Annotated in this window: 17 protein-coding genes; 7 read left to right on the forward strand and 10 right to left on the reverse strand. The window is 58.1% G+C overall.

The genetic code is table 11. The features are described from left to right. Positions 1-28 precede the first annotated feature (28 nt). From MPRO_RS15885 to sohB, 6 genes are all read right to left on the reverse strand, one after another. The gene (locus tag MPRO_RS15885; protein WP_067294853.1) at positions 29-2,722 is read right to left on the reverse strand and encodes a CHASE domain-containing protein; all 2,694 of its coding nucleotides are present in this window, start codon (positions 2,720-2,722) and stop codon (positions 29-31) included. Between the two features lie 269 nt (positions 2,723-2,991). Further along, a complete protein-coding gene (locus tag MPRO_RS15890; protein ID WP_067294857.1) occupies positions 2,992-4,143 on the reverse strand; it encodes a mechanosensitive ion channel family protein in 1,152 nt (383 codons plus the stop codon). Between the two features lie 33 nt (positions 4,144-4,176). Further along, positions 4,177-5,181 (reverse strand): beta-N-acetylhexosaminidase, encoded by a 1,005-nt coding sequence (nagZ, locus tag MPRO_RS15895; protein ID WP_067294860.1) that lies wholly within the window; start codon positions 5,179-5,181, stop codon positions 4,177-4,179. A gap of 72 nt (positions 5,182-5,253) precedes the next feature. Next, the gene (locus tag MPRO_RS15900; protein ID WP_067294863.1) at positions 5,254-5,739 is read right to left on the reverse strand and encodes a L,D-transpeptidase; all 486 of its coding nucleotides are present in this window, start codon (positions 5,737-5,739) and stop codon (positions 5,254-5,256) included. Beyond that, on the reverse strand, positions 5,736-6,392 hold the full coding sequence (locus tag MPRO_RS15905; RefSeq protein ID WP_067294866.1) for a TetR/AcrR family transcriptional regulator: 657 nt from the start codon (positions 6,390-6,392) through the stop codon (positions 5,736-5,738). The genes MPRO_RS15900 and MPRO_RS15905 overlap by 4 nt, the downstream gene beginning before the upstream one ends. A gap of 79 nt (positions 6,393-6,471) precedes the next feature. Then, entirely contained in the window at positions 6,472-7,542 is a 1,071-nt protein-coding gene (sohB, locus tag MPRO_RS15910; RefSeq protein ID WP_082708869.1) for a protease SohB, read from the reverse strand. A gap of 103 nt (positions 7,543-7,645) precedes the next feature. Here sohB and MPRO_RS15915 point away from each other — a divergent pair, with 103 nt between their 5' ends. After that, entirely contained in the window at positions 7,646-7,981 is a 336-nt protein-coding gene (locus tag MPRO_RS15915) for an SCP2 sterol-binding domain-containing protein (RefSeq protein WP_067294870.1), read from the forward strand. Between the two features lie 18 nt (positions 7,982-7,999). Here the strand turns inward: MPRO_RS15915 and nudC are convergent, their stop codons facing one another. After that, on the reverse strand, positions 8,000-8,785 hold the full coding sequence (gene nudC, locus MPRO_RS15920) for an NAD(+) diphosphatase (protein ID WP_067294873.1): 786 nt from the start codon (positions 8,783-8,785) through the stop codon (positions 8,000-8,002). Positions 8,786-9,095: 310 nt separating this feature from the next. Here nudC and nhaB point away from each other — a divergent pair, with 310 nt between their 5' ends. After that, entirely contained in the window at positions 9,096-10,598 is a 1,503-nt protein-coding gene (nhaB, locus tag MPRO_RS15925) for a sodium/proton antiporter NhaB (protein WP_067294876.1), read from the forward strand. Between the two features lie 124 nt (positions 10,599-10,722). On the opposite strand, the gene dnaQ is transcribed toward nhaB, so the two are convergent. Genes dnaQ through MPRO_RS15940 form a run of 3 tightly spaced genes read right to left on the reverse strand, consistent with a single transcriptional unit; the run spans position 10,723 to position 12,661 of the window. Further along, positions 10,723-11,442 (reverse strand): DNA polymerase III subunit epsilon, encoded by a 720-nt coding sequence (dnaQ, locus tag MPRO_RS15930; RefSeq protein WP_067294879.1) that lies wholly within the window; start codon positions 11,440-11,442, stop codon positions 10,723-10,725. A gap of 9 nt (positions 11,443-11,451) precedes the next feature. Next, positions 11,452-11,898, reverse strand: coding sequence for a ribonuclease HI (rnhA, locus tag MPRO_RS15935; protein WP_067294882.1), 447 nt, complete (start codon positions 11,896-11,898; stop codon positions 11,452-11,454). Beyond that, a complete protein-coding gene (locus MPRO_RS15940; protein WP_067294886.1) occupies positions 11,876-12,661 on the reverse strand; it encodes a class I SAM-dependent methyltransferase in 786 nt (261 codons plus the stop codon). Before MPRO_RS15940 ends, rnhA begins: the two co-directional genes overlap by 23 nt. A 113-nt stretch (positions 12,662-12,774) precedes the next feature. Between MPRO_RS15940 and gloB the strand changes: the two genes are divergently transcribed. The 5 genes from gloB (at position 12,775) to MPRO_RS15965 (ending at position 19,517) form a co-directional block, all read left to right on the forward strand. After that, positions 12,775-13,560, forward strand: a complete 786-nt coding sequence (gene gloB, locus MPRO_RS15945; protein ID WP_067294889.1) for a hydroxyacylglutathione hydrolase — start codon at positions 12,775-12,777, stop codon at positions 13,558-13,560. Positions 13,561-13,629: 69 nt separating this feature from the next. Next, positions 13,630-15,249 (forward strand): lytic transglycosylase, encoded by a 1,620-nt coding sequence (locus tag MPRO_RS15950; protein WP_067294892.1) that lies wholly within the window; start codon positions 13,630-13,632, stop codon positions 15,247-15,249. A gap of 319 nt (positions 15,250-15,568) precedes the next feature. Continuing rightward, entirely contained in the window at positions 15,569-17,398 is a 1,830-nt protein-coding gene (locus tag MPRO_RS15955; RefSeq protein WP_067294895.1) for an extracellular solute-binding protein, read from the forward strand. Beyond that, positions 17,398-18,486: a microcin C ABC transporter permease YejB gene (locus MPRO_RS15960; protein ID WP_067294899.1), complete on the forward strand. Its 1,089-nt coding sequence runs from the start codon at positions 17,398-17,400 to the stop codon at positions 18,484-18,486. Before MPRO_RS15955 ends, MPRO_RS15960 begins: the two co-directional genes overlap by 1 nt. Further along, complete coding sequence (locus MPRO_RS15965; protein WP_102136322.1) at positions 18,486-19,517, forward strand: ABC transporter permease; 1,032 nt, start codon at positions 18,486-18,488, stop codon at positions 19,515-19,517. The genes MPRO_RS15960 and MPRO_RS15965 overlap by 1 nt, the downstream gene beginning before the upstream one ends. Positions 19,518-19,557: the final 40 nt, after the last annotated feature.

Here is a 19,557-nt window from a genome sequence, read left to right on the forward strand (position 1 = left end):
ATCAGCGTGCGGCAACCCTGCTGTCATCCTAACCCGCAACTACCTTTTCCAAGGGCTTGCCTGAAAGCTCAGCGTCAACCGTCACCACAGGCAGGTCGACATGAAATACAGTGCCCTGCCCTGGGGCCGTGTCAAAACTGATCCGCCCACCGTGGCGCTCAACGATGGCCCGCGTAATAGCCAGACCCAGCCCGGTTCCACCCAGCCGCCGCGTATCCGAAGAGTCCGCCTGAGTGAAGCGCTCGAACACCTGCGCCTGAAATTCCTGCGGGATACCTGATCCTGAATCCGCCACACTGATACGCAAGCCTCCAGCCGCTGACAGCAAGGACACCACAACCTCGCCGCCCGCCGGCGAGTATTTGCAGGCATTGGACAGCAGGTTTGAAAACACCTGCAACAGGCGGCTCTCATCTCCCAGTACCAGCACCGTCTCGTGCACGCAGGACACCAGGCGACAGTGCACGCCAAACTTGTCGGCATAACCCTGATTCATCGCCAGCGCCTTTTCGGCCAGCGCATTAACCGGCACCGACTGCAAATTAAGCTCAGCTTCGGCGTACTGAATCTTGCCAATATCCAGCAGGTCATTAATCAGGGTCTCAAGCCGCTGGCAGTTATCATAGGCCAGCGAAATGGCACCAGCCTTGCGCTCTGGATGAGCATCCAGTACGCCACCAACCACCAGCCCAAGAGCCCCCTTGATCGACGTCAGGGGCGTCCTGAGCTCATGATTGACCGTGGAAATGAATTCATCCTTCATGCGATTGACCTTATGCCGCTCGGTCAGGTCGTGAATGATGAGGGTGTAGCGCCTGCGCTCACCGACCGGCAACGGACTCACCGCCAGCTCTATGGGCACCCGGATTCCATCAGGGCGTAAAGCCCAGCTATCGCAGCGACTACCCTCTTCGGAGAGCGACAGCAAGCCCCCGGCGCCCGCCACCAAACTGATAAAGAACTCAGGTACAACCTCGCTAATCAAACGCCCGACAAGCGCATCGGCGGGCCGAGCAAACAGCGCCTCGCCGACCGGGTTGACCGACTCCACCCGCCCCTTTCCATCCAGCGTCATAATGGTTTCAATGGCGGTATTAAGAATTCCGCTCAACTCGGCGGTACGCCTATGTACCAGCACCCCCACCTGATAGGCGCGGCCGGTCATGGCCAGCAGGAATGCACCCAGCACACAGGTAAAGAGCAACCCCGCCGCCAGCACCCCCCAGGCCTGCCAACCGCGATGCCCGGACAGGTAACCCGCCGATGGCCAAAACTGCAGCTCCCACTGCCTCCCACCAACATTAATATCCGCTGCAAAGCCATAGGTGGCACCTTCCTGGCTCGCGTGCTCTTCGGGACCATAGAGATGGGCCTTTCCCTGCGGGGCCCCTCGATCATGGATCGACAACAGAACATCACTAGGCAGACTGGTGCTCAGCACCGCATCCACGATGTCACCCACACGCAAGGCCCCGAGCGCAAACCCAACCAGACTTAGCCTGCGCTCAGCCTCATTACTGCTTGGCCCGCGGTACACCGGCTGAAACAGCAAAAAGCTGGACTGGGTACCCCTGTCCAGCACCAGCGTTATTGGCGCCGTCGCCACCGCAAGCCCCGAATCCCGAGCCCGATTCAATGCCTCGAGGCGCTCACTATTGGACGTCACATCGAATCCCAGCGCCTTGCCATTAACGTCCATCGGCTCCAGATAGGTCGTCACCACATATTCTGCTCGCCTGGCGGCGGCTACCATATCGCCCGAAGGATTCCGCTCGGTAATGGTAAAGCCAGCAAAGCCCTCAGCCTGCATCAGCTCTTCGAAATCCGCTCTCTGGGCATCGGTGATACGCGGATTCCAGGCCAGTGCCTGAATACCCGGTTTTTTCACCAGCATGTTTTCAACAAAGGTACTGAATTCCGCGCGCGTTACCCGGGATGAACTGACAAAAAAACGCTCGATCGATGCCACCGAATCCAGATGACCGGCCACACTGGAGCGCAAAGTTTCCACCGCTTCGCTTGAGACCTTGCGAAATTCAAGCTCGGCCCGCTGGACTTCCCACTTGCTGACCCACACGAAAAGCAGAATCACCAGCGCCAGCGACAACAACAAGGGCACTGCCACCGAATTGCGCCGCCCCCACCACAGCGACCTGGGCTGAGAAAAACAGATAAACATCAGTGGCGCACCTATCAGCACGCCGATTACATCCCCCACCCACCAGGTAAACCAGCTGTAGCCGTAATCGGCGATACTAATAACACCGCCTACATAGAGGCTCGTCGCCCCCATACTGGCACTCACCAGACTGGCAACAGGGCCTGCCAGCAGCATAAACCAGAAAATATCCTGCTCACGGGACTGAGGTGTCGGATACCCCACAACACGACGCACCAACCAGGCCCCGGAAAGCGCCTGCAGGGTTGCGCCACTGGCAGCACCAAAAGACACCAGCAGGGCAAGCAGCGATAGCCCACCCTGCTCCAGCCCCACCCAACCATTCAGCAGCACCGACCCCATAAAAATACCCGGCCAGAGACGATTGCCCCAGATCAGCAGAGCCGCAACAGCAATACCGGCGGAGGGAAAAATCGCCGTCGCATAGCCAGGCGGTATGGCCAGCAATAGCGCCAGTCGCCCCAGCAGCGCGTAAACAATGCTCAACACCAGTAAAGCCACCAGCCAGGCCGGCTTACTCCCTGTACTAAAAAATCTGTCCATATAGCGGGACGCCCCTCAATATGTGGAATAGGATCCCTGCAGCGACGGCGATGATCCCGCAAAAACGCCGCACTCTGCCAATATCCCTGCGGAATAATAGTGCACCATCTTCCGGCGAGGTACCACAGCGGGGGTCTTGCGCCAGAACCCCACCACCAGCAGATTACGGGGCCGCCACGCGCCAGAACGAAAAAATCCCGCCACCTCGTGCAAGGTAGCGGGAATCTTAAGGGCATACTGAGGCCGAACCTGGGCCCAGAATAGCCCGATCAGGTCTGCGCTGGCGCTCGTTCCGATTGGGTCTGCGATGGCAGCACTCCCTGCGCCACAGCAGTATCCGGCAACGATGCCAGGTGCAGCGTTTGGGTCGGGAAGGCCACTTCTGCACCGCGGGCTTCGATGATCTCAATGATGCGCAACAGCACATCCTGCTTGATCTCATGGAAACGCACCCAGTTGGTGGTACGCGTGAAGGTATAGACGAAGAAATCAACCGACGATGCACCGAAGCTGTTCAAATTGACGATCAGCGTCTGCTCCTGGTCAATCTCATCGTGCTGGCGCAGCATGGCATGTACATCCGCCACTATCGCCTTGACGTGCCCAACATCGTCGTAGCGCACACCAATGGTTTCATAGATGCGCCTGTTGGTCATGCGCGAGGGATTCTCCACCGAAATACTGGCAAAGGTGGCATTGGGCACATAGAGCGGGCGCTTGTCGAAGGTGCGGATACGCGTCTGACGCCAGCCGATTTCCTCCACCGTACCCTCGATATTCTTGTCCGGGGAACGAATCCAGTCTCCTACCTTGAACGGGCGGTCCAGATAGATCATCAGACCGCCAAAAAAGTTAGCCAGCAGATCCTTGGCCGCAAAACCTACGGCGATGCCGCCTATACCGCCAAAGGCCATGACGCCGGACACGCTGTAACCAAAATTCTGCAGTACGACCAGCCCAGTGGTAATAACGATCGACAGACGCAACAGCTTGCCGATGGCACCGACGGTGGTCTGATCCATCGGCGTTTTGACCTTCTGCGGCGACACCAGCGCCACTTCGGCACGGCGAATCAGACGAATCAGGAACCAGGTGATCAACACTATCACTGCCATGCGCCGCATCGGATCAACTACATCCATCAGCAGGGTACCGGTCTCGCGGTCGATGACCTCCAGCGCCCAGGCAGCGCCGAAGACCCAGATCAGCACCGCAATCGGGCGCCGCGCCGCCGACAGCAGCAGGTCATCCCACACATTGCTGGTCAGCGTAAGTCGCTCATTCAAGCGCCGAAACAGCCGATTGGAAAGATAATTCACCAGCATGGTCATAAAAACGATGAAAAAGACCCGCAACATCCAGCGCGTGTCCTGACCGAAAGGCCAGTAATTCGCCAACTGCTCACTAAACTCCTGCCACATCCGTTACATTCTCCGCTTGATTACAGATTACCGTCAGAGCGCCCGCAGCTCAGCTGCCAGCGCCTGCGCCCGCACCTGACGTTGCTGATCGATTGCGCGCCTGTCGCCGCGCAGCGCAGCAATAGCCAGGCTTGGCACCCGGGGGTGCGCCCGCAGATAATCCAGCACCTCCTGTGCACCTTCCGGGTGATTGCACACCAGCAGCATGTCGCAGCCAGCTTCAAGTGCACGTGCAGCCCGTGCCGCATAGCCGCCGGCAAAGCCAGCCCCTTCCATACTCAGGTCATCACTGAAGATGACACCTTTAAAGCCCAGCTGCATGCGCAGCACCTGCTGCAGCCAGTAGCGCGAGAACCCTGCGGGTGACGGGTCCACGGCGCTGTAGATGACATGGGCTGGCATAACGCCTGCCAGCCCTGCATCGATCAAGCGCACAAAGGGCTGCATGTCCTGCTGCTCAATGGTGGCGAGATCCCGCTCGTCGGTGGGAATTTCCAGGTGGGAGTCAGCCTCGGCCCAGCCGTGCCCCGGGAAGTGCTTGCCGGTGGCGGCCATGCCAGCCTCAGCCATGCCGCACACAAAGGCTCCCGCCAGGGCGCTGACCGTTGCTCCATCGCCACCAAAGGCGCGATCGCCAATAACCCGGCTGCGGCCATAATCCAGATCCAGCACAGGCGCAAAGCTGATATCGATCCCCACATCCAGCAGTTCCGCCGCCATCAGCCAGCCAAGCTCAAGCGCTTCAGCCAGCGCAGCCTCAGGCGCCCTGGCATAACGCTGGGCCAGCACACCCATGGCGGGCAGCAGGGTGAAGCCCTGGCGAAAACGCTGCACCCGTCCACCCTCGTGGTCGACCGCAATAAGAATATTCGGCGCAAGCGCCCGCACCGTCACAATCAGCCTGCGCAACTGCACCGGGCTCTCAAAGTTGCGACTGAAGAGTATCAGCCCGCCAACCCCCTCTTCGGCCAGCAGCCTCGCTTCATTGGCACTCAGCTCGGTGCCCGCCAGATCAAGCATCAGTACAGCGGCTGTCATGAAAATCCCTCAGCTCTCAACTTTTTACACACCCAAAAGGCCACCAACTGACACTGTCGTGACTTAATAAATTCAAGGGTCAATCTCAACCAGGGTACCTGTGACCACACGTTCAAACAGATCCAGTACATCGGCATTGCGCATGCGAATGCACCCGTGGGACAAGGCCACCCCCATGGGTTCGGTATCCGGCGTGCCGTGTATATAGATGTATCGACGCATGCTGTCGACCATCCCCAGGCGATTAAAACCTGGCTCACAGCCACTGAGCCAGAGAATGCGCGTCAGTATCCAGTCCCGCTCAGGGTGTGTGCGAGCCAGCATCTGGGAGTAAATTTCACCGGTAAAGCGGCGCCCGCGAAAAACCGCGTTAAGCGGCTGCCCAGCACCTATCTTGGCTCGAATGCAGTGTCGGCCGCGGGGCGTACAGCCGCTGCCTTCCTGCTCGCCAGGGCCGTTGCGCGCCGTGGATACGGCATAGCTCTGCAACAACCGATCACCCTCGAACAGCTCAAGCTGCTGCCGGCTAATCGACACCCGCACGCGCCGCTCGCTCATAACCAGCAGAATTTCGTGTTTTCGGCCCGCGCCTGAAAGCCGCCGGCCAACACCGGCACCAGACGGTGCAGAGTACGCTCGATTTCGGCATCCAGATCAAAGGTCTGTTTTTCGATCGCCACCAGGGTCTGGAAGTTTGCCAGGGTAAAAACGACCGAGCCCAGCAGAAAGTGCAGGCGCCAGAAGAACTCATCGTCCTCCATGGGCGCCGAATCCTGCCTCAGATGCTGCAAAAACGGCTGCAGACGCGCACCGTAGCGCGACACCAGATGTTCGCGCAGTGCCTGCTGGCGCCCCATATAGGCCAGATCCAGCAAGCGCATGAATACGGTCAGCCCATCAGTGCTGAGCCTTTGCGCCTGCAAGAGCGCGCGCATCAGCATGTCCATTAGCTCATCGAGCATCAGAGACTGCGGCGCCAGCGCCAGGCGTTCCACCAGCACTCGCTCCAGCTCTTCCACCAGCGGTTCGATACAGGCATCCGCCAGCGCCAGAATCAAACGCTCCTTTGAGCCGAAATGATAGTTGACTGCAGCAAGGTTAACATCGGCCCGTGCGGTAATCTGACGCATGGTAGTGTCATTGAAACCCTGTTCGGCAAACAGCGACGACGCTGCCTGCAATATCTTGTCCGTGGTGTCGGATTGGGGCATCCGTTTTTCTCCATTTGAACGTGCCACTCGTCCCGAGTGGCACGATACAGCTTGCCTGCTCTGTTAAACGCAACCCGTATTAGCGGGACAACAAGCGACTTTTGTACAGCCGGTCCCACCAGCGCAGCATCAGACTGTCGCCGGTATGTATGGCAAAATCGCTGATGCGCTCCTGCAGGCTCTTCTTTTCTTCATAGCGTACAACGAACACATCAGCTTCACGCGCGGCCTGCATCAGGTAGTCGTCACTGGTGCAGATTTCATCGATCAGGTGCTGCTCCAGGGCGCGTTTGCCGAACCAGATTTCACCAGTGGCCACCTTGTGAATGTCGAGCTGAGGCCTATAGCCCGTGACAAATTCCTTGAACAGCTCATGGGTGTCTTCCAGCTCCTCAACGAACTTTTCCCGACCCTTATCGGTGTTTTCGCCGAACATGGTCAGGGTGCGCTTGAATTCGCCGGCGGTAAGAATTTCCATGTCGATATCATGCTTTTTCAGCAATTTGTGGAAGTTCGGCATCTGCGCCACCACACCAATGGAACCCAGCACTGCAAAGGGCGCTGCCATCAGCTTGTCGGCCAGGCAGGCCATCATGTAACCGCCGCTGGCGGCGACACGGTCAACACAGATGGTAAGGGGGATTTTCTGTGCACGAATGCGTTCGAGCTGCGAGGCGGCAAGACCGTATTCATGCACCAGACCACCGGCGCTCTCCAGCCGGAGTACGACTTCATCTTCGGGGCCGGCCACGGTAAGGATCGCGGTAATCTCTTCGCGCAGCGGTTCAACATCGCTGGCCTTGATATCGCCATCAAAATCGAGCACAAACAGGCGTCGCCCGGAGGATGCCTCAACCGGCTCACCCTTTTTAAGCGCCTTTTTGCGCGCCTTGGCTTCGGCCTTTTCCCTCTTGGCCTCGTCTTTCATCTGCTGTTTGTAGCTGTCTTTATCCATCACCGATTGTTCGATGGCGCTTTGCATATCTTCAAGCTGATCGTTGAGGCTAGTGACACTGATCTCCCCGTCCGAACCGCCTTTGCGATTACGCCCGGCAATCAGGGCAAGCCCCAGTACACACACCAGCACCGCAACCACCAGGGTCATCGTTTTGGCCAGAAACAGGCCGTATTCAGACAGGAACGAGAGCACGCGCTTCTCCAGAAAGTCTTAGATCAATGTAAGCCGGGTAATGTACCATAAAACGCTGTCGTCACGACCAGACGGTTTACTGCCCAGGACACAGTGGAATCCCATGAACGAACAGATCAGCGTCGACCAGGTAATTGATAAACTCCCCTCCCGTTTTTGTGCCGACCAGGCGAAGGATCTGAACTGCTCTTTCCAGTTCATTATCGATGACGAAAATGCCTTTTATATCGCTATTCAGGACCAGCAGTGCCAGGTAGTACGCCAGCACCACGCCGACCCCGACATCACTATTTATGTCGGCAGTGACGCCTTTATCCGGGTAGTCACCGGGGAGCAGGATGGCATGAGCGCCTTTCTGAAAGGTCAGCTACGCGCTGAAGGCAACATCATGCTGGCCACGCGCCTGGGCAAACTTTTTTCCCGCCAGCGCCAGAGCTGATACGCAGGACGCAGAGCCTCAGCCCAGCTCGCCGCGGCGGTAACTTTCGATCAGCTGGCGCGAGATGGAAAAAGACGGCGGCAGGTCCGGCAGATTGTCACGACTGAACCAGTGGGCCTCCAGTATCTCCACGCCATCGGGCATCAGCTCTCCCGCCTTGTAATCGGCAAAGAAACCCAGCATAAGCGCATGGGGAAAAGGCCAGGACTGGCTCTTGAAGTAACGCACGTTCTGGACCTCGATACTGACCTCCTCCTGAATTTCCCGCGCCACTGCGGCCTCTGCGGTCTCACCGGCCTCAATAAAGCCCGCCAGGGTACTGAAGCGCCCCACTGCGTAATGGGGTGCCCGGGCCAGCAGACACTGATCCCCGCGCACCACCAGCACGATAATGCACGGCGAGATGCGCGGGTACTGGCTCAGGCCGCAGGGCTCGCAGGTCTTGGCCAGGTCCTGGGCGTGATGGATGAGTGCAGCGCCACATCGGCCACAAAAACGATGTTGTTCATGCCAGGTAGCCAGCTGAGCGGCCCGCGCGAGCCAGGCATATTCCGTCTCGTTGCGTGCCTGGGCCAGCGCATCGCGCAACGCCATGGCGGGCTGTCGCAGCGCAGGTTCGCTGTCAGCGTGCAGCACCAGCAACCGACCATCCACCGCATCAGGCCCTAACGGATACTCTGCTTCTATCACCTCTGATGGCAGCGTTTCCAGTTCTGCCGACATGTCCAGCGACCCACCGGTGCGGCTTTGCAGCAAGCGCCCACCGGCTGCCAGCAGTATCGGCTGACAATCATCCTGTCTCATCTATTCGCCTCTTCTGCGATACACATAAAGTTTGGTTTATCTTAACAATAAACAAACATGATAATGACTTATAGGTTAACGCCAACAGTCCCGAAACCGGTGACCGCAGGGCGGTCGTCAGACCAGACAAGCCGCCATTGGTACCGCCATTTTATAGCTTATGGCTATTCTTATTTTTTGTTGCCGCTGCTAGGCTAGCCGCGCTTTGTCATAAAGGGTCATGATTCAAGGCTGCGCAGCCATAGCTGAGCGTGGCTTGAGTCGTGACACCGTAAACATAACAGACTCTGCTGGCATAGGAATAACAGCCATGACGAACACTTTACCCCAGGCGTTAATACGCAATTTTCTGGGCAACTCACCCGTCTGGTACAAGCAGGCGATTATTGGCTTCCTTATCCTGAACCCCATTCTATTTCAGGTTGCAGGCCCAGTGGTTACCGGCTGGCTGCTGATCTTTGAATTTATCTTCACCCTGGCGCTGGCACTCAAATGCTACCCGCTGCAACCCGGCGGACTTCTGGCCATTGAGGCCATTATCATTGGCCTGGCCAGCCCCGAGTCGGTCGCCCACGAGGTTGAATCCAACCTTGAAGTCATACTGCTGCTGATGTTCATGGTGGCGGGCATCTACTTCATGAAAAGCATGCTGCTGTGGCTGTTCACCAAGATACTGCTCAAGGTGCACTCCAAGGTCATGCTGTCGCTGCTATTTTCCCTGTCTTCCGCCCTGCTGTCGGCATTTCTCGATGCTCTTACTGTCACCGCAGTACTGATCAGCGTGGGCGTGGGTTTCTATGCGGTTTACCACAAGGTGGCCTCGGGCAAGTCGACCCAGCATGACCACGACCACTCTGACGACGATGACGTCGGCGATACTCATCGCAGCGAACTGGAACAGTTCCGCGCCTTCCTGCGCAGCCTGCTGATGCACGGTGCTGTCGGCACGGCGCTCGGCGGCGTCTGCACCCTGGTGGGTGAACCGCAGAACCTGCTGATCGCCCAGAAAGCCGGCTGGGATTTCGTCGAATTTTTCGTCATTATGGCGCCCATCACCATGCCGGTACTGGTTGCAGGCCTGCTGACCTGTGTCCTGCTGGAGAAAGCCAAGCTGTTCGGTTACGGCGAACAGATTCCGCTGAACGTGCGTCAGATTCTGGAAGAGTTCAACCGCGAGGAGAACCGCAAGCGCACCAAGCGCGATGTCGCCATGCTGGGTGTTCAGGTCGTGGTATCTGTATTTCTGGTGCTGGCGCTGGCATTTCACCTGGCAGAGGTAGGCCTTATCGGCCTGTGCGTCATCATTCTGCTCACGGCCTTTAATGGCATTGTTGAAGAACACCAGATCGGCAAGGCATTTGAAGAAGCGCTGCCCTTCACTGCACTGCTGGTGGTTTTTTTCTCCATCGTTTCGGTGATCCACGAACAGCACCTGTTCCAGCCGATCATTCACGCCGTACTGGAAATGAGTCCCAGCGTGCAGCCCGCCGTGTTCTTTGTCGCCAATGGCCTGCTTTCAGCCATCAGCGACAACGTTTTTGTCGCTACCGTGTATATCAACGAAGTGGTGGAGGCGCTAAACAATGGCGACATCACCCGCGAGCATTTCGACAAACTTGCTGTGGCCATCAATACTGGCACCAACATTCCCAGTGTGGCGACGCCCAACGGTCAGGCGGCATTTCTGTTCCTGCTGACCTCGGCGCTGGCACCGCTGATCCGCCTGTCCTACGGACGCATGGTGATCATGGCTTTGCCCTACACCATAGTAATGAGTCTGGTCGGCTTTGCCGCCGTAAGTTTCACACTCTGAGAACGAGCAGCCTGCCACTCTTTCGCAGGGCACAAAAAAACACCCCCGCAACGGGCCGTTGCGGGGGTGTTTTGTTATGGGCGTGCACCAGTGCACGTAAATAACCGTACCCAGCTTACCGGGTCTAAGGCTCGGACGGCTCCTGCGATTCCCACAGGCAGGGCTCGCCGGCTTTCTTGCTCAACAAGGCGACAAAGGCCCGGTGCGCTTCGAGCTCTTCATCGCTGGCACGCAGCACCTGCAACTTATAGCGCCCTTCTTCCACGCGCCTAATATCCCGCTCCGCGCCACCGCCATCGGAGCCATCATCGCCGGTATCCAGCTTGAGCTGACCACCAGTTAACCCCAGATAAACATCGGCCAGAATCTCGGAGTCGAGCAGAGCGCCGTGCAGCTCACGGTGTGAATTGTCGATGCCGTAGCGTTTGCACAGGGCATCCAGATTATTCTTCTGCCCTGGATGCTTCTGACGCGCCAGCAGCAGGGAGTCGATTACGCCACAGATATCACCAATCCGCTCGGGATGGCGAATACGCTCAAGCTCGGCATTGAGAAAGCCAATATCGAAGGCCGCGTTGTGAATGATCAACTCAGCGCCACGGATAAACTCCAGAAACTCAGCCACCACCGCAGAGAACTTCGGCTTGTCGGCCAGAAAATCATTGGTGATGCCGTGAATCTCGATGGCTTCCTGATCGATGGCATGATCGGGCTTGATATAGACGTGATAGGTGCGCCCGGTAAGCTTGCGACCCACCATCTCGACACAGCCGATCTCGATAACATTGTGACCTTCCGCCGGCTCAAGACCGGTGGTTTCGGTATCCAGTACGATTTGACGCATTTACAGACCCTAACCCTTTATTTGCTCAACGCCCTTGTTGGCCAGTTCATCGGCCAGTTCGTTTTCCGGGTGCCCGCTGTGTCCCTTTACCCAGTGCCACTTGACTTCATGACGGGCCACCTCGGTATCCAGGCGCTGCCACAGGTCGGCATTCTTCACCGGCTGGCGGGCGGCGGTTTTCCAGCCATTGCGCTTCCAGTTGCGCATCCACTCGGTAATACCCTTGCGCACATACTGGGAGTCCGTGGTCAGATCCACAACGCAGGGCTTGGTCAGCGCCGCCAGGGCCTCAATCGCCGCCATCAGCTCCATACGGTTATTGGTGGTATTTTTCTCGCCGCCAAACAGCTGTTTTTCCACATCGCCATAACGCAACAGGGCACCCCAGCCCCCCGGGCCCGGATTACCCTTGCAGGCACCATCGGTGTAAATCTTAACGGAATTCTCGGTTTTCACGGCAATGCTTTCCTCGCGCAGACGGCTCAGGTATCGGCAGACTAATCAGTTTTCGGCGGCGCCACTCCGGCTGTATGGGAGTCATGCCAACCACATCCTTGCGCGCCACCAGCAGCGAAAAAGCGCCGTGATAGCTGCGGCCGGGCTTGGCATAACGCTCCAGCGCAGAGAATCGCTGGCGCCATTTACCCGTCGCCATGGGCGGCAGGAAAAAATCGGTTATCAGCTTCACTTCCACCAGCTCCACCAGACTCAGCCAGTCACTCATGCGCCAGTGGCTGATAAAATGGCCGCACCAGGGCACCTCGGTGCGCTTGCGACACAGACGGCTATAGAGTCCCCACAGGCTAAGCGGATTAAACCCCAGCACCAGCAGATGACCACCCGGGCGCAGCACGCGCGCGGCTTCACGCAGCACCTGATGCGGGCTCTGGGCAAAATCCAGTGCATGGTGCAGCACAACCACATCCAGACTGTTGCGCTCCAGCGGCAATTCCTCGTTGGCCGCAATCACACTGTTCTGTCCCAGCCCCAGCTCCAGTGCCGGTGCAACGATGAACTTGTGTGACACAGGACTGCTGTCATACAGACAGATCTGGCTGTCAATACCCAGCTGCAGCAGGTGGTAGCCAAACAGGGTGGGTAAAAGCCGCTCTATCTGCGCCCGCTCGGCCGCGAGTAACTCCTGTCCAAGCTCAGTCTGAAACCAGCTGCGCAGTGCCGGAATCAGTTTGTGCAATGGGGGCTGCTGACGAAATCTCATCAAATGAAACCGGTGTAGCTGACAATGACGGTATGTTAACAGCCCCCACCGATTGAGGTAACCTGTATCGCCAAGACGCACCGCGCCGCAGCTACCCACAGAAGAGGACTCCCATGTTTCAGGTCACACCGATTCCGGCCTTTAATGACAACTACATCTGGCTGCTGGCCGACGCCCAAAGCAACAACGTAGCGGTAGTGGATCCAGGTGAAGCTGCCCCTGTGCTGGAATACCTGGAACAGAACAATCTGGTACTGGCAGCGATACTTATTACGCACCACCATCAGGATCATACCGGCGGTGTCGCCGACCTGCTGCAGACCTTTGAAGTGCCTGTGTACGGCCCGCGCCCGAGCCCGTTCGGCGGCATCGACCATCCACTGCAGGATGCAGACCGTCTTGAGCTCTTTGGCCAGACCCTGCAGATACGGGAAATACCCGCCCACACTCTGGACCATATCAGTTATTACTGTGCGTCCGGCACAGACGACGAAACGCCACAGCTGTTCTGTGGTGACACCCTGTTTCTGGCCGGTTGCGGCCGTCTGTTTGAAGGCAACGCCCACCAGCTGCAGCAGGCCATGAATTACTTCGCCTGCCTGCCCGATACCACCGAGGTGTACTGCACCCACGAGTACTCCCTCGCCAATCTGGCCTTCGCCGCCGCTGTTGAACCTGACAACGCCCATATTCAGGCCGCCATCAACGCCTGCAAGGCACTGCGCGCCAATGCCGAACCTACACTGCCAAGCCATATTGGCACCGAAAAAAATATCAATCCCTTTATGCGCACCCACACCGAGTCCGTCAGGGCCAGCGCCAGCCGGCATGCAGGTTCCAGGCTTGATACCCCGGTCGATATCATGGCCGCCATCCGCCAGTGGAAAAACCAATATTGATCAAAGGTTGACCAGTTCCGCGTGCACCCATAAAATGCTGCAACTTTTTTACAAAACAGATTTTGGCCCATGACCTTTACACGCAACTGGATTTCCATCACAGCTGCAGGACTTCTGCTGTCCGGCTGTAGTAGCGCCCTGACACAGAATTCCGACAGCAGCCCTGATGCACTCGGGTTGTCCAACAGCAAGGCCGGCTCCCACGCCAGCCCCTGGGACAACCGAGCGACCGGCAGTCGTGACAGCATCGGCCGCACCAAAGCCCGTAGCAATATCCCCGCTGACACGACAGCCCCCCCTGAAGACCTGTGGCAACTGAGCCGCGACCACTTTCAGATTAACCTTGAAGCCGACAATCCCCGCGTCGCGTCTCAGATCAAGTACTACAGCAAGCACCAGGACTACCTGGATCGTGTTACCGACCGCGCCGAACGCTACTACCACTACATACTGCAGCAAATTATTGAACGCGGCCTGCCCGCCGAACTCGCCCTGCTGCCGGTAGTTGAAAGCGCCTACGACCCCTTCGCCTACTCCTCCAGCCGCGCCGCCGGCCCCTGGCAGTTCATCCCCGGCACCGCCAAGCACTTTGGCCTGCGCAAGACCTGGTGGTACGACGGTCGACGCGACATAGTCGCCTCCACCGACGCCGCCCTGACCTACCTCGAACAGCTCAACAAGCGTTTTGATGGTGACTGGCTGCTGGCCCTTGCCGCCTATAATGCAGGCGGCGGCACCGTCTCCAAGGCCATCCGCAAGAACACCAAGAAAGGCCTGCCGACGGATTTCTGGTCCCTCGACCTGCCCAGTGAAACCGAAGCCTATGTACCCAAGCTGCTGGCCATCGCCAGCCTGGTGGACACGCCTGACAGCTACGGCGTCAGCCTGAGACCACTGGCCGTCGAGCCCTACTTCGCCATTATCGAAACAGAGGGCCAGCTCGACCTGGCCCAGGCAGCCAAGCTCGCAGATACCAGCACCGAGGAAATGGCACTGCTTAATCCTGGCTTTAACCGCTGGGCAACCGACCCCGAAGGCCCGCACCGTCTGTTGATTCCGGTCGATAGTGCCGAGGATTTTCGCAACAACCTGGCCGGTCTGCCAGCGGATCAGCGGGTACGCTGGAACCGCTACCGCATCAAGCGTGGCGACTCCCTGTCGGCCATAGCCGCGCGCTTTAACGTCAGCACTTCGGCGATCCGCAGCGCCAACAAAATGAAGAGCAACCGCATTACTGCAGGTAAAACCCTGCGGATACCGGGTCCCGGCAATGCCCGCGCCGCCCTGGTTGCCAGCAATGACCCCAGCGAATCCGCCCAGGAGGCACGCACAAAGCTCAGCTACAAGGTCCGTTCCGGCGACAGCTTCTGGAAAATCGCCCGCAGCCACAAGGTTTCCGTCGGCGATCTGGCGAGCTGGAATCAGATGACACCGCGCAGCGCACTCAGGGTCGGCAAGGAACTGGTGATCTGGCGTGACAACAACAGGGGCAACACCCTGGCCAGCAGTGGCAGGGAAAACCTGCGCAAGGTGGGCTACAGCGTGCGCAGCGGCGACTCTCTGTCGGGTATCGCCAGCCGCTTCAGTGTTAGCGTCGCGGACCTTACACGCTGGAACAAACTGAATCAGCGCAGTTACCTGCAACCGGGCCAGCAACTGACCCTGTTCGTCAATGGAGCCGACAGCTGATCCCGCGACCCCCTCCCCAAAAAACAGCACAGCCTTAAACGCGCTCCGGCGCTGCTGCTTTTCTACCAAAAAAGCAGCAGCCCAGGGGCGCTTTGTCATCCAGCCCCAGAGCCCTCTGTGAGCGCCCTTTGCCTCCTATTCAAAGTTGCAGTGAGCCAAAAACCCGGCAGCAGCTGCTTTATAGCGCCTGTTTCACCCATCGATGGAATAAATCTGCAATTCCCCTGTCATATAGCGCTACTCTAGGCCCATCCACGGTTCCATAAGCGACAAGTGACTGATATAACAAGTCATATTCTTGCAGAGGTGACGGAGCTTTATGACCAGTACACATTTGCCCTTGCGACTGCTCGGCGCGGTAATTATCAATGCCTGCCTGTTTGCCAGCAGCTATCTGCTCGCGGACAGCCACCCCAGCCACGGCATCGCCATGCACGGGGATCTCAAGTATCCTGCCGACTTCAGCCACTATGATTACGTCAACCCGCAAGCCCCCAAGGGCGGCGCCCTGAAACAGTGGGATATGGGTACCTTTGACAGCTTCAACAGTTTTATCATCAAGGGCAACGTGGCCGCCGGCACCAGCTTGATGTACGACAGCCTGATGGACCAGGCCGCGGACGAGCCCTTCTCCCAGTACGGACTCCTGGCCGAATCAGTCGTCATGCCAGAAGATCGTCGCTGGGTAACCTTCAAGCTGCGCCAGGCCGCCCGTTTTAGCGATGGCACGCCCGTGACCGCCGCCGACGTCATTTTCACCTTTGACATATTGCGCAGCAAAGGCAGCCCTTTCTATGGTGCCTACTACGCCGATATAGACCGCATTGAAGCGCCCGACCCCCAGACCGTCACCTTCCACTTCAAGGGTGAAAACAACCGCGAGCTGCCGCTGATCGTGGGCCAGGCCAGCATTCTGCCCAAACAGTACTGGCAGGAGCGCGACTTCGACAGCCCCTCCCTCGACATTCCCGTCGGCTCAGGCCCCTACCGCATCGACAGCTTCGAGGCAGGCCGTTCGGTCACCTATAGCCTGCGGGATGACTACTGGGGCGCAGACTTGCCGGTGCGACGCGGCCACAACAACTTTAGCCAAATGCGCTTTGACTACTACCGCGACGCCACCGTTGCACTCGAAGCCTTCAAAGCCGGCGAATATGACTTTCGCCTCGAAACCTCCTCCAAGGAGTGGGCTACCGCCTACACGGGTCCCGCATTCGACGATGGCCGCATCCTGAAACAGGAATTGAGCAATGGCAATCCCACCGGCATGCAGGCCTTTATCTTCAACACAAGGCGCGACAAGTTCGCCGACCCCCGGGTACGTGAAGCCCTCGGCTATGCATTTGATTTCGAGTGGACCAACCGCAATATTTTCTACAACGCCTATACCCGTACCCACAGCTTTTTCTCCAACTCTGAAATGGCCGCAACCGAACCACCGGGGCCCGAGGAACTGGCACTGCTGGAGCCGCTTCGCGGCCAGGTACCTGCCGAAGTCTTCAGCAAGGTCTACCGCGCTTCCACCACCGATGGCAGCGGCAATATCCGCGGTGAACTGCGCCAGGGCATGCGCCTGTTACAAAGCGCCGGCTGGGAGTTCAAGGACAACAAGCTGGTAAACAGCAAAACCGGCGAGCCATTTCGCTTCGAGATCCTGCTGGTTCAGAAAGAATTTGAGCGCGTTATCGCACCCATGATTCGCAACCTTGAGCGCATGGGCGTGGCGGTGGATATTCGCATTATCGATGTCTCGCAGTACATCAACCGGCTGCGCAGCTTCGACTTCGATATGGTGGTGGGTTCCTTCCCGCAATCCAGCTCACCCGGCAACGAGCAGCGCGATTTCTGGCATTCGGAGCTGGCCGACATGCCCGGCACTCGCAATTTGGTGGGCATCAAGAACCCCGCCATCGACAGCCTGGTGGACACCCTGATCGCAGCGCCGGATAGAGCCAGTCTTGTTACCGCCGCCCGCGCCCTGGATCGGGTACTGCAGTGGAATTACTACGTCATACCGCAGTTCCATATCGCCACCTATCGCATCGCCTACTGGGATCGCTTTGGCATGCCCAAGGTACGCCCTGCCTACAGCCTTGGCACTGATACCTGGTGGGCATTACCGACTGACACTGCGGCGTCCACACACTGATGGCAGCTTATATACTTCGACGCCTGCTGCTGATTATTCCAACGCTGCTGGGCATTCTGACCATCAACTTCTTTATTATCCAGGCCGCGCCCGGCGGCCCGGTAGAGCAGACTCTGGCGCAGCTTGAGGGACTCAATGTCGAAGCCACCGGGCGCATTGGCAGTGGCGTACAGAGCGATATCATTCAGAACAGCAACGGTGACAGCAGCTACCGCGGTGCCCAGGGCATGGATCCAGCCCTGGTAGCCCAGATCGAAAAGCTCTACGGCTTTGACAAGCCGGTGCATGAGCGTTTTCTGCAAATGCTCAAGAACTACCTGGTGTTCGACTTTGGCCGCAGTTTCTACAGTGACAAACCGGTCACAACCCTGATCATGGAAAAAATGCCGGTATCCATCTCCCTCGGACTCTGGACGACCCTGCTGACCTACCTGATCTCGGTCCCCCTGGGCATCAAGAAGGCGGTGCGGGACGGCACCCCCTTCGATGTCTGGAGCAGCAGCGCCATCATCGTCGGCTATGCCATACCCAACTTCCTCTTCGCCATCCTGCTGATCGTGGTCTTCGCCGGCGGCACCTATTTCAACTGGTTCCCCCTGCGCGGGCTGACCTCGTCGAACTTCGAGGAACTCTCGCTGCTCGGCAAGATAGGCGACTACTTCTGGCATATAGCCCTGCCGGTACTGGCATCGGTGATCAGCAGCTTTGCAACGCTTACCATGCTGACCAAGAACTCCTTTCTGGATGAAATTGGCAAGCAGTACGTACTCACGGCCAGAGCCAAGGGCCTGAATGAAAATCAGGTACTCTATGGTCATGTCTTTCGCAACGCCATGCTGCTGATCATCGCCGGCATGCCCGCCGCCCTGATTGGTATCTTCTTCACCGGCTCCATGCTGATCGAGGTCATATTCTCCCTCGACGGTCTGGGCCTTCTGGGGTACGAAGCCGTCATCAACCGTGACTATCCGGTGATCTTCGGCACCCTTTACATCTTTACGCTGATTGGCCTGGTGCTGAAACTGATCAGCGACATCACCTATGTGATCGTGGACCCGCGGATCGATTTCGAGAGCAGAGAGGGATGATGCGACTCAATCCAATCAATCGTCGCAGGCTCGACAATTTTCGCGCCAACAAGCGCGGCTACTGGTCGCTGTGGCTGTTTGGCGTGCTGTTCTTTGCCAGCCTGTTTGCCGAACTGATCGCCAACGACAGACCGTTGCTGGTGCAGTACCAGGGCGAGCTGTACTGGCCGGTCGTGCAGGATTACAGCGAAACCCGCTTTGGCGGCGAGTTCGAGACCCTGGCCGACTTCAAGGACCCCTATATTCAGGATCTGATTCACAACCAGGGCCAGGGCTGGATCCTCTGGCCGGCGGTACGCTACAGCTTCGATACGATCAATTACGACCTGTCGGTACCGGCCCCCTCGCCGCCGAGCACCGACAACTGGCTCGGCACCGATGATCAGGGCCGCGACGTACTGGCGCGGGTTATCTATGGCTTTCGCGTGTCCGTGCTCTTTGCCCTGGTGCTGACGCTGGCAAGCTCGGTGGTCGGCGTGGTCGCCGGCGCCGTCCAGGGCTATTACGGCGGCAAGGTGGACCTGCTGTTTCAGCGCTTTATCGAGATCTGGTCTGGCCTGCCGGTGCTCTTCCTGCTGATTATCCTGTCGAGCCTGGTGCAGCCCAACTTCTGGTGGCTGCTGGGGATAATGCTGCTGTTTTCCTGGATGAACCTGGTGGATGTGGTACGGGCCGAGTTTCTGCGTGGCCGCAATCTTGAATATGTCCGCGCCGCCAGAGCCCTGGGCCTGGGTAACCGGCTGATCATGTTCCGTCATATTCTGCCCAACGCCATGGTTGCCACCCTGACCTTTATGCCCTTTATTTTCAACGGTTCCCTGGTGACCCTCACCGCGCTGGACTTTCTTGGCTTTGGCCTGCCACCGGGGTCTGCCTCCCTCGGCGAGCTGGTCGCCCAGGGCAAGTCCAACCTGCATGCGCCCTGGCTTGGCATCACAGCATTCTTTGCCTTGGCCATCATGCTGACGCTGCTGATTTTTATCGGTGAAGCGGTACGCGACGCCTTCGATTCAAGGAAACTCAAACTGTGATGCTGCCCTCTGTATCCCCACACCCGTGCCATCAACCCGC

This window comes from Marinobacterium profundum (assembly GCF_001528745.1).
Lineage (GTDB): Bacteria > Pseudomonadota > Gammaproteobacteria > Pseudomonadales > Balneatricaceae > Marinobacterium_A > Marinobacterium_A profundum.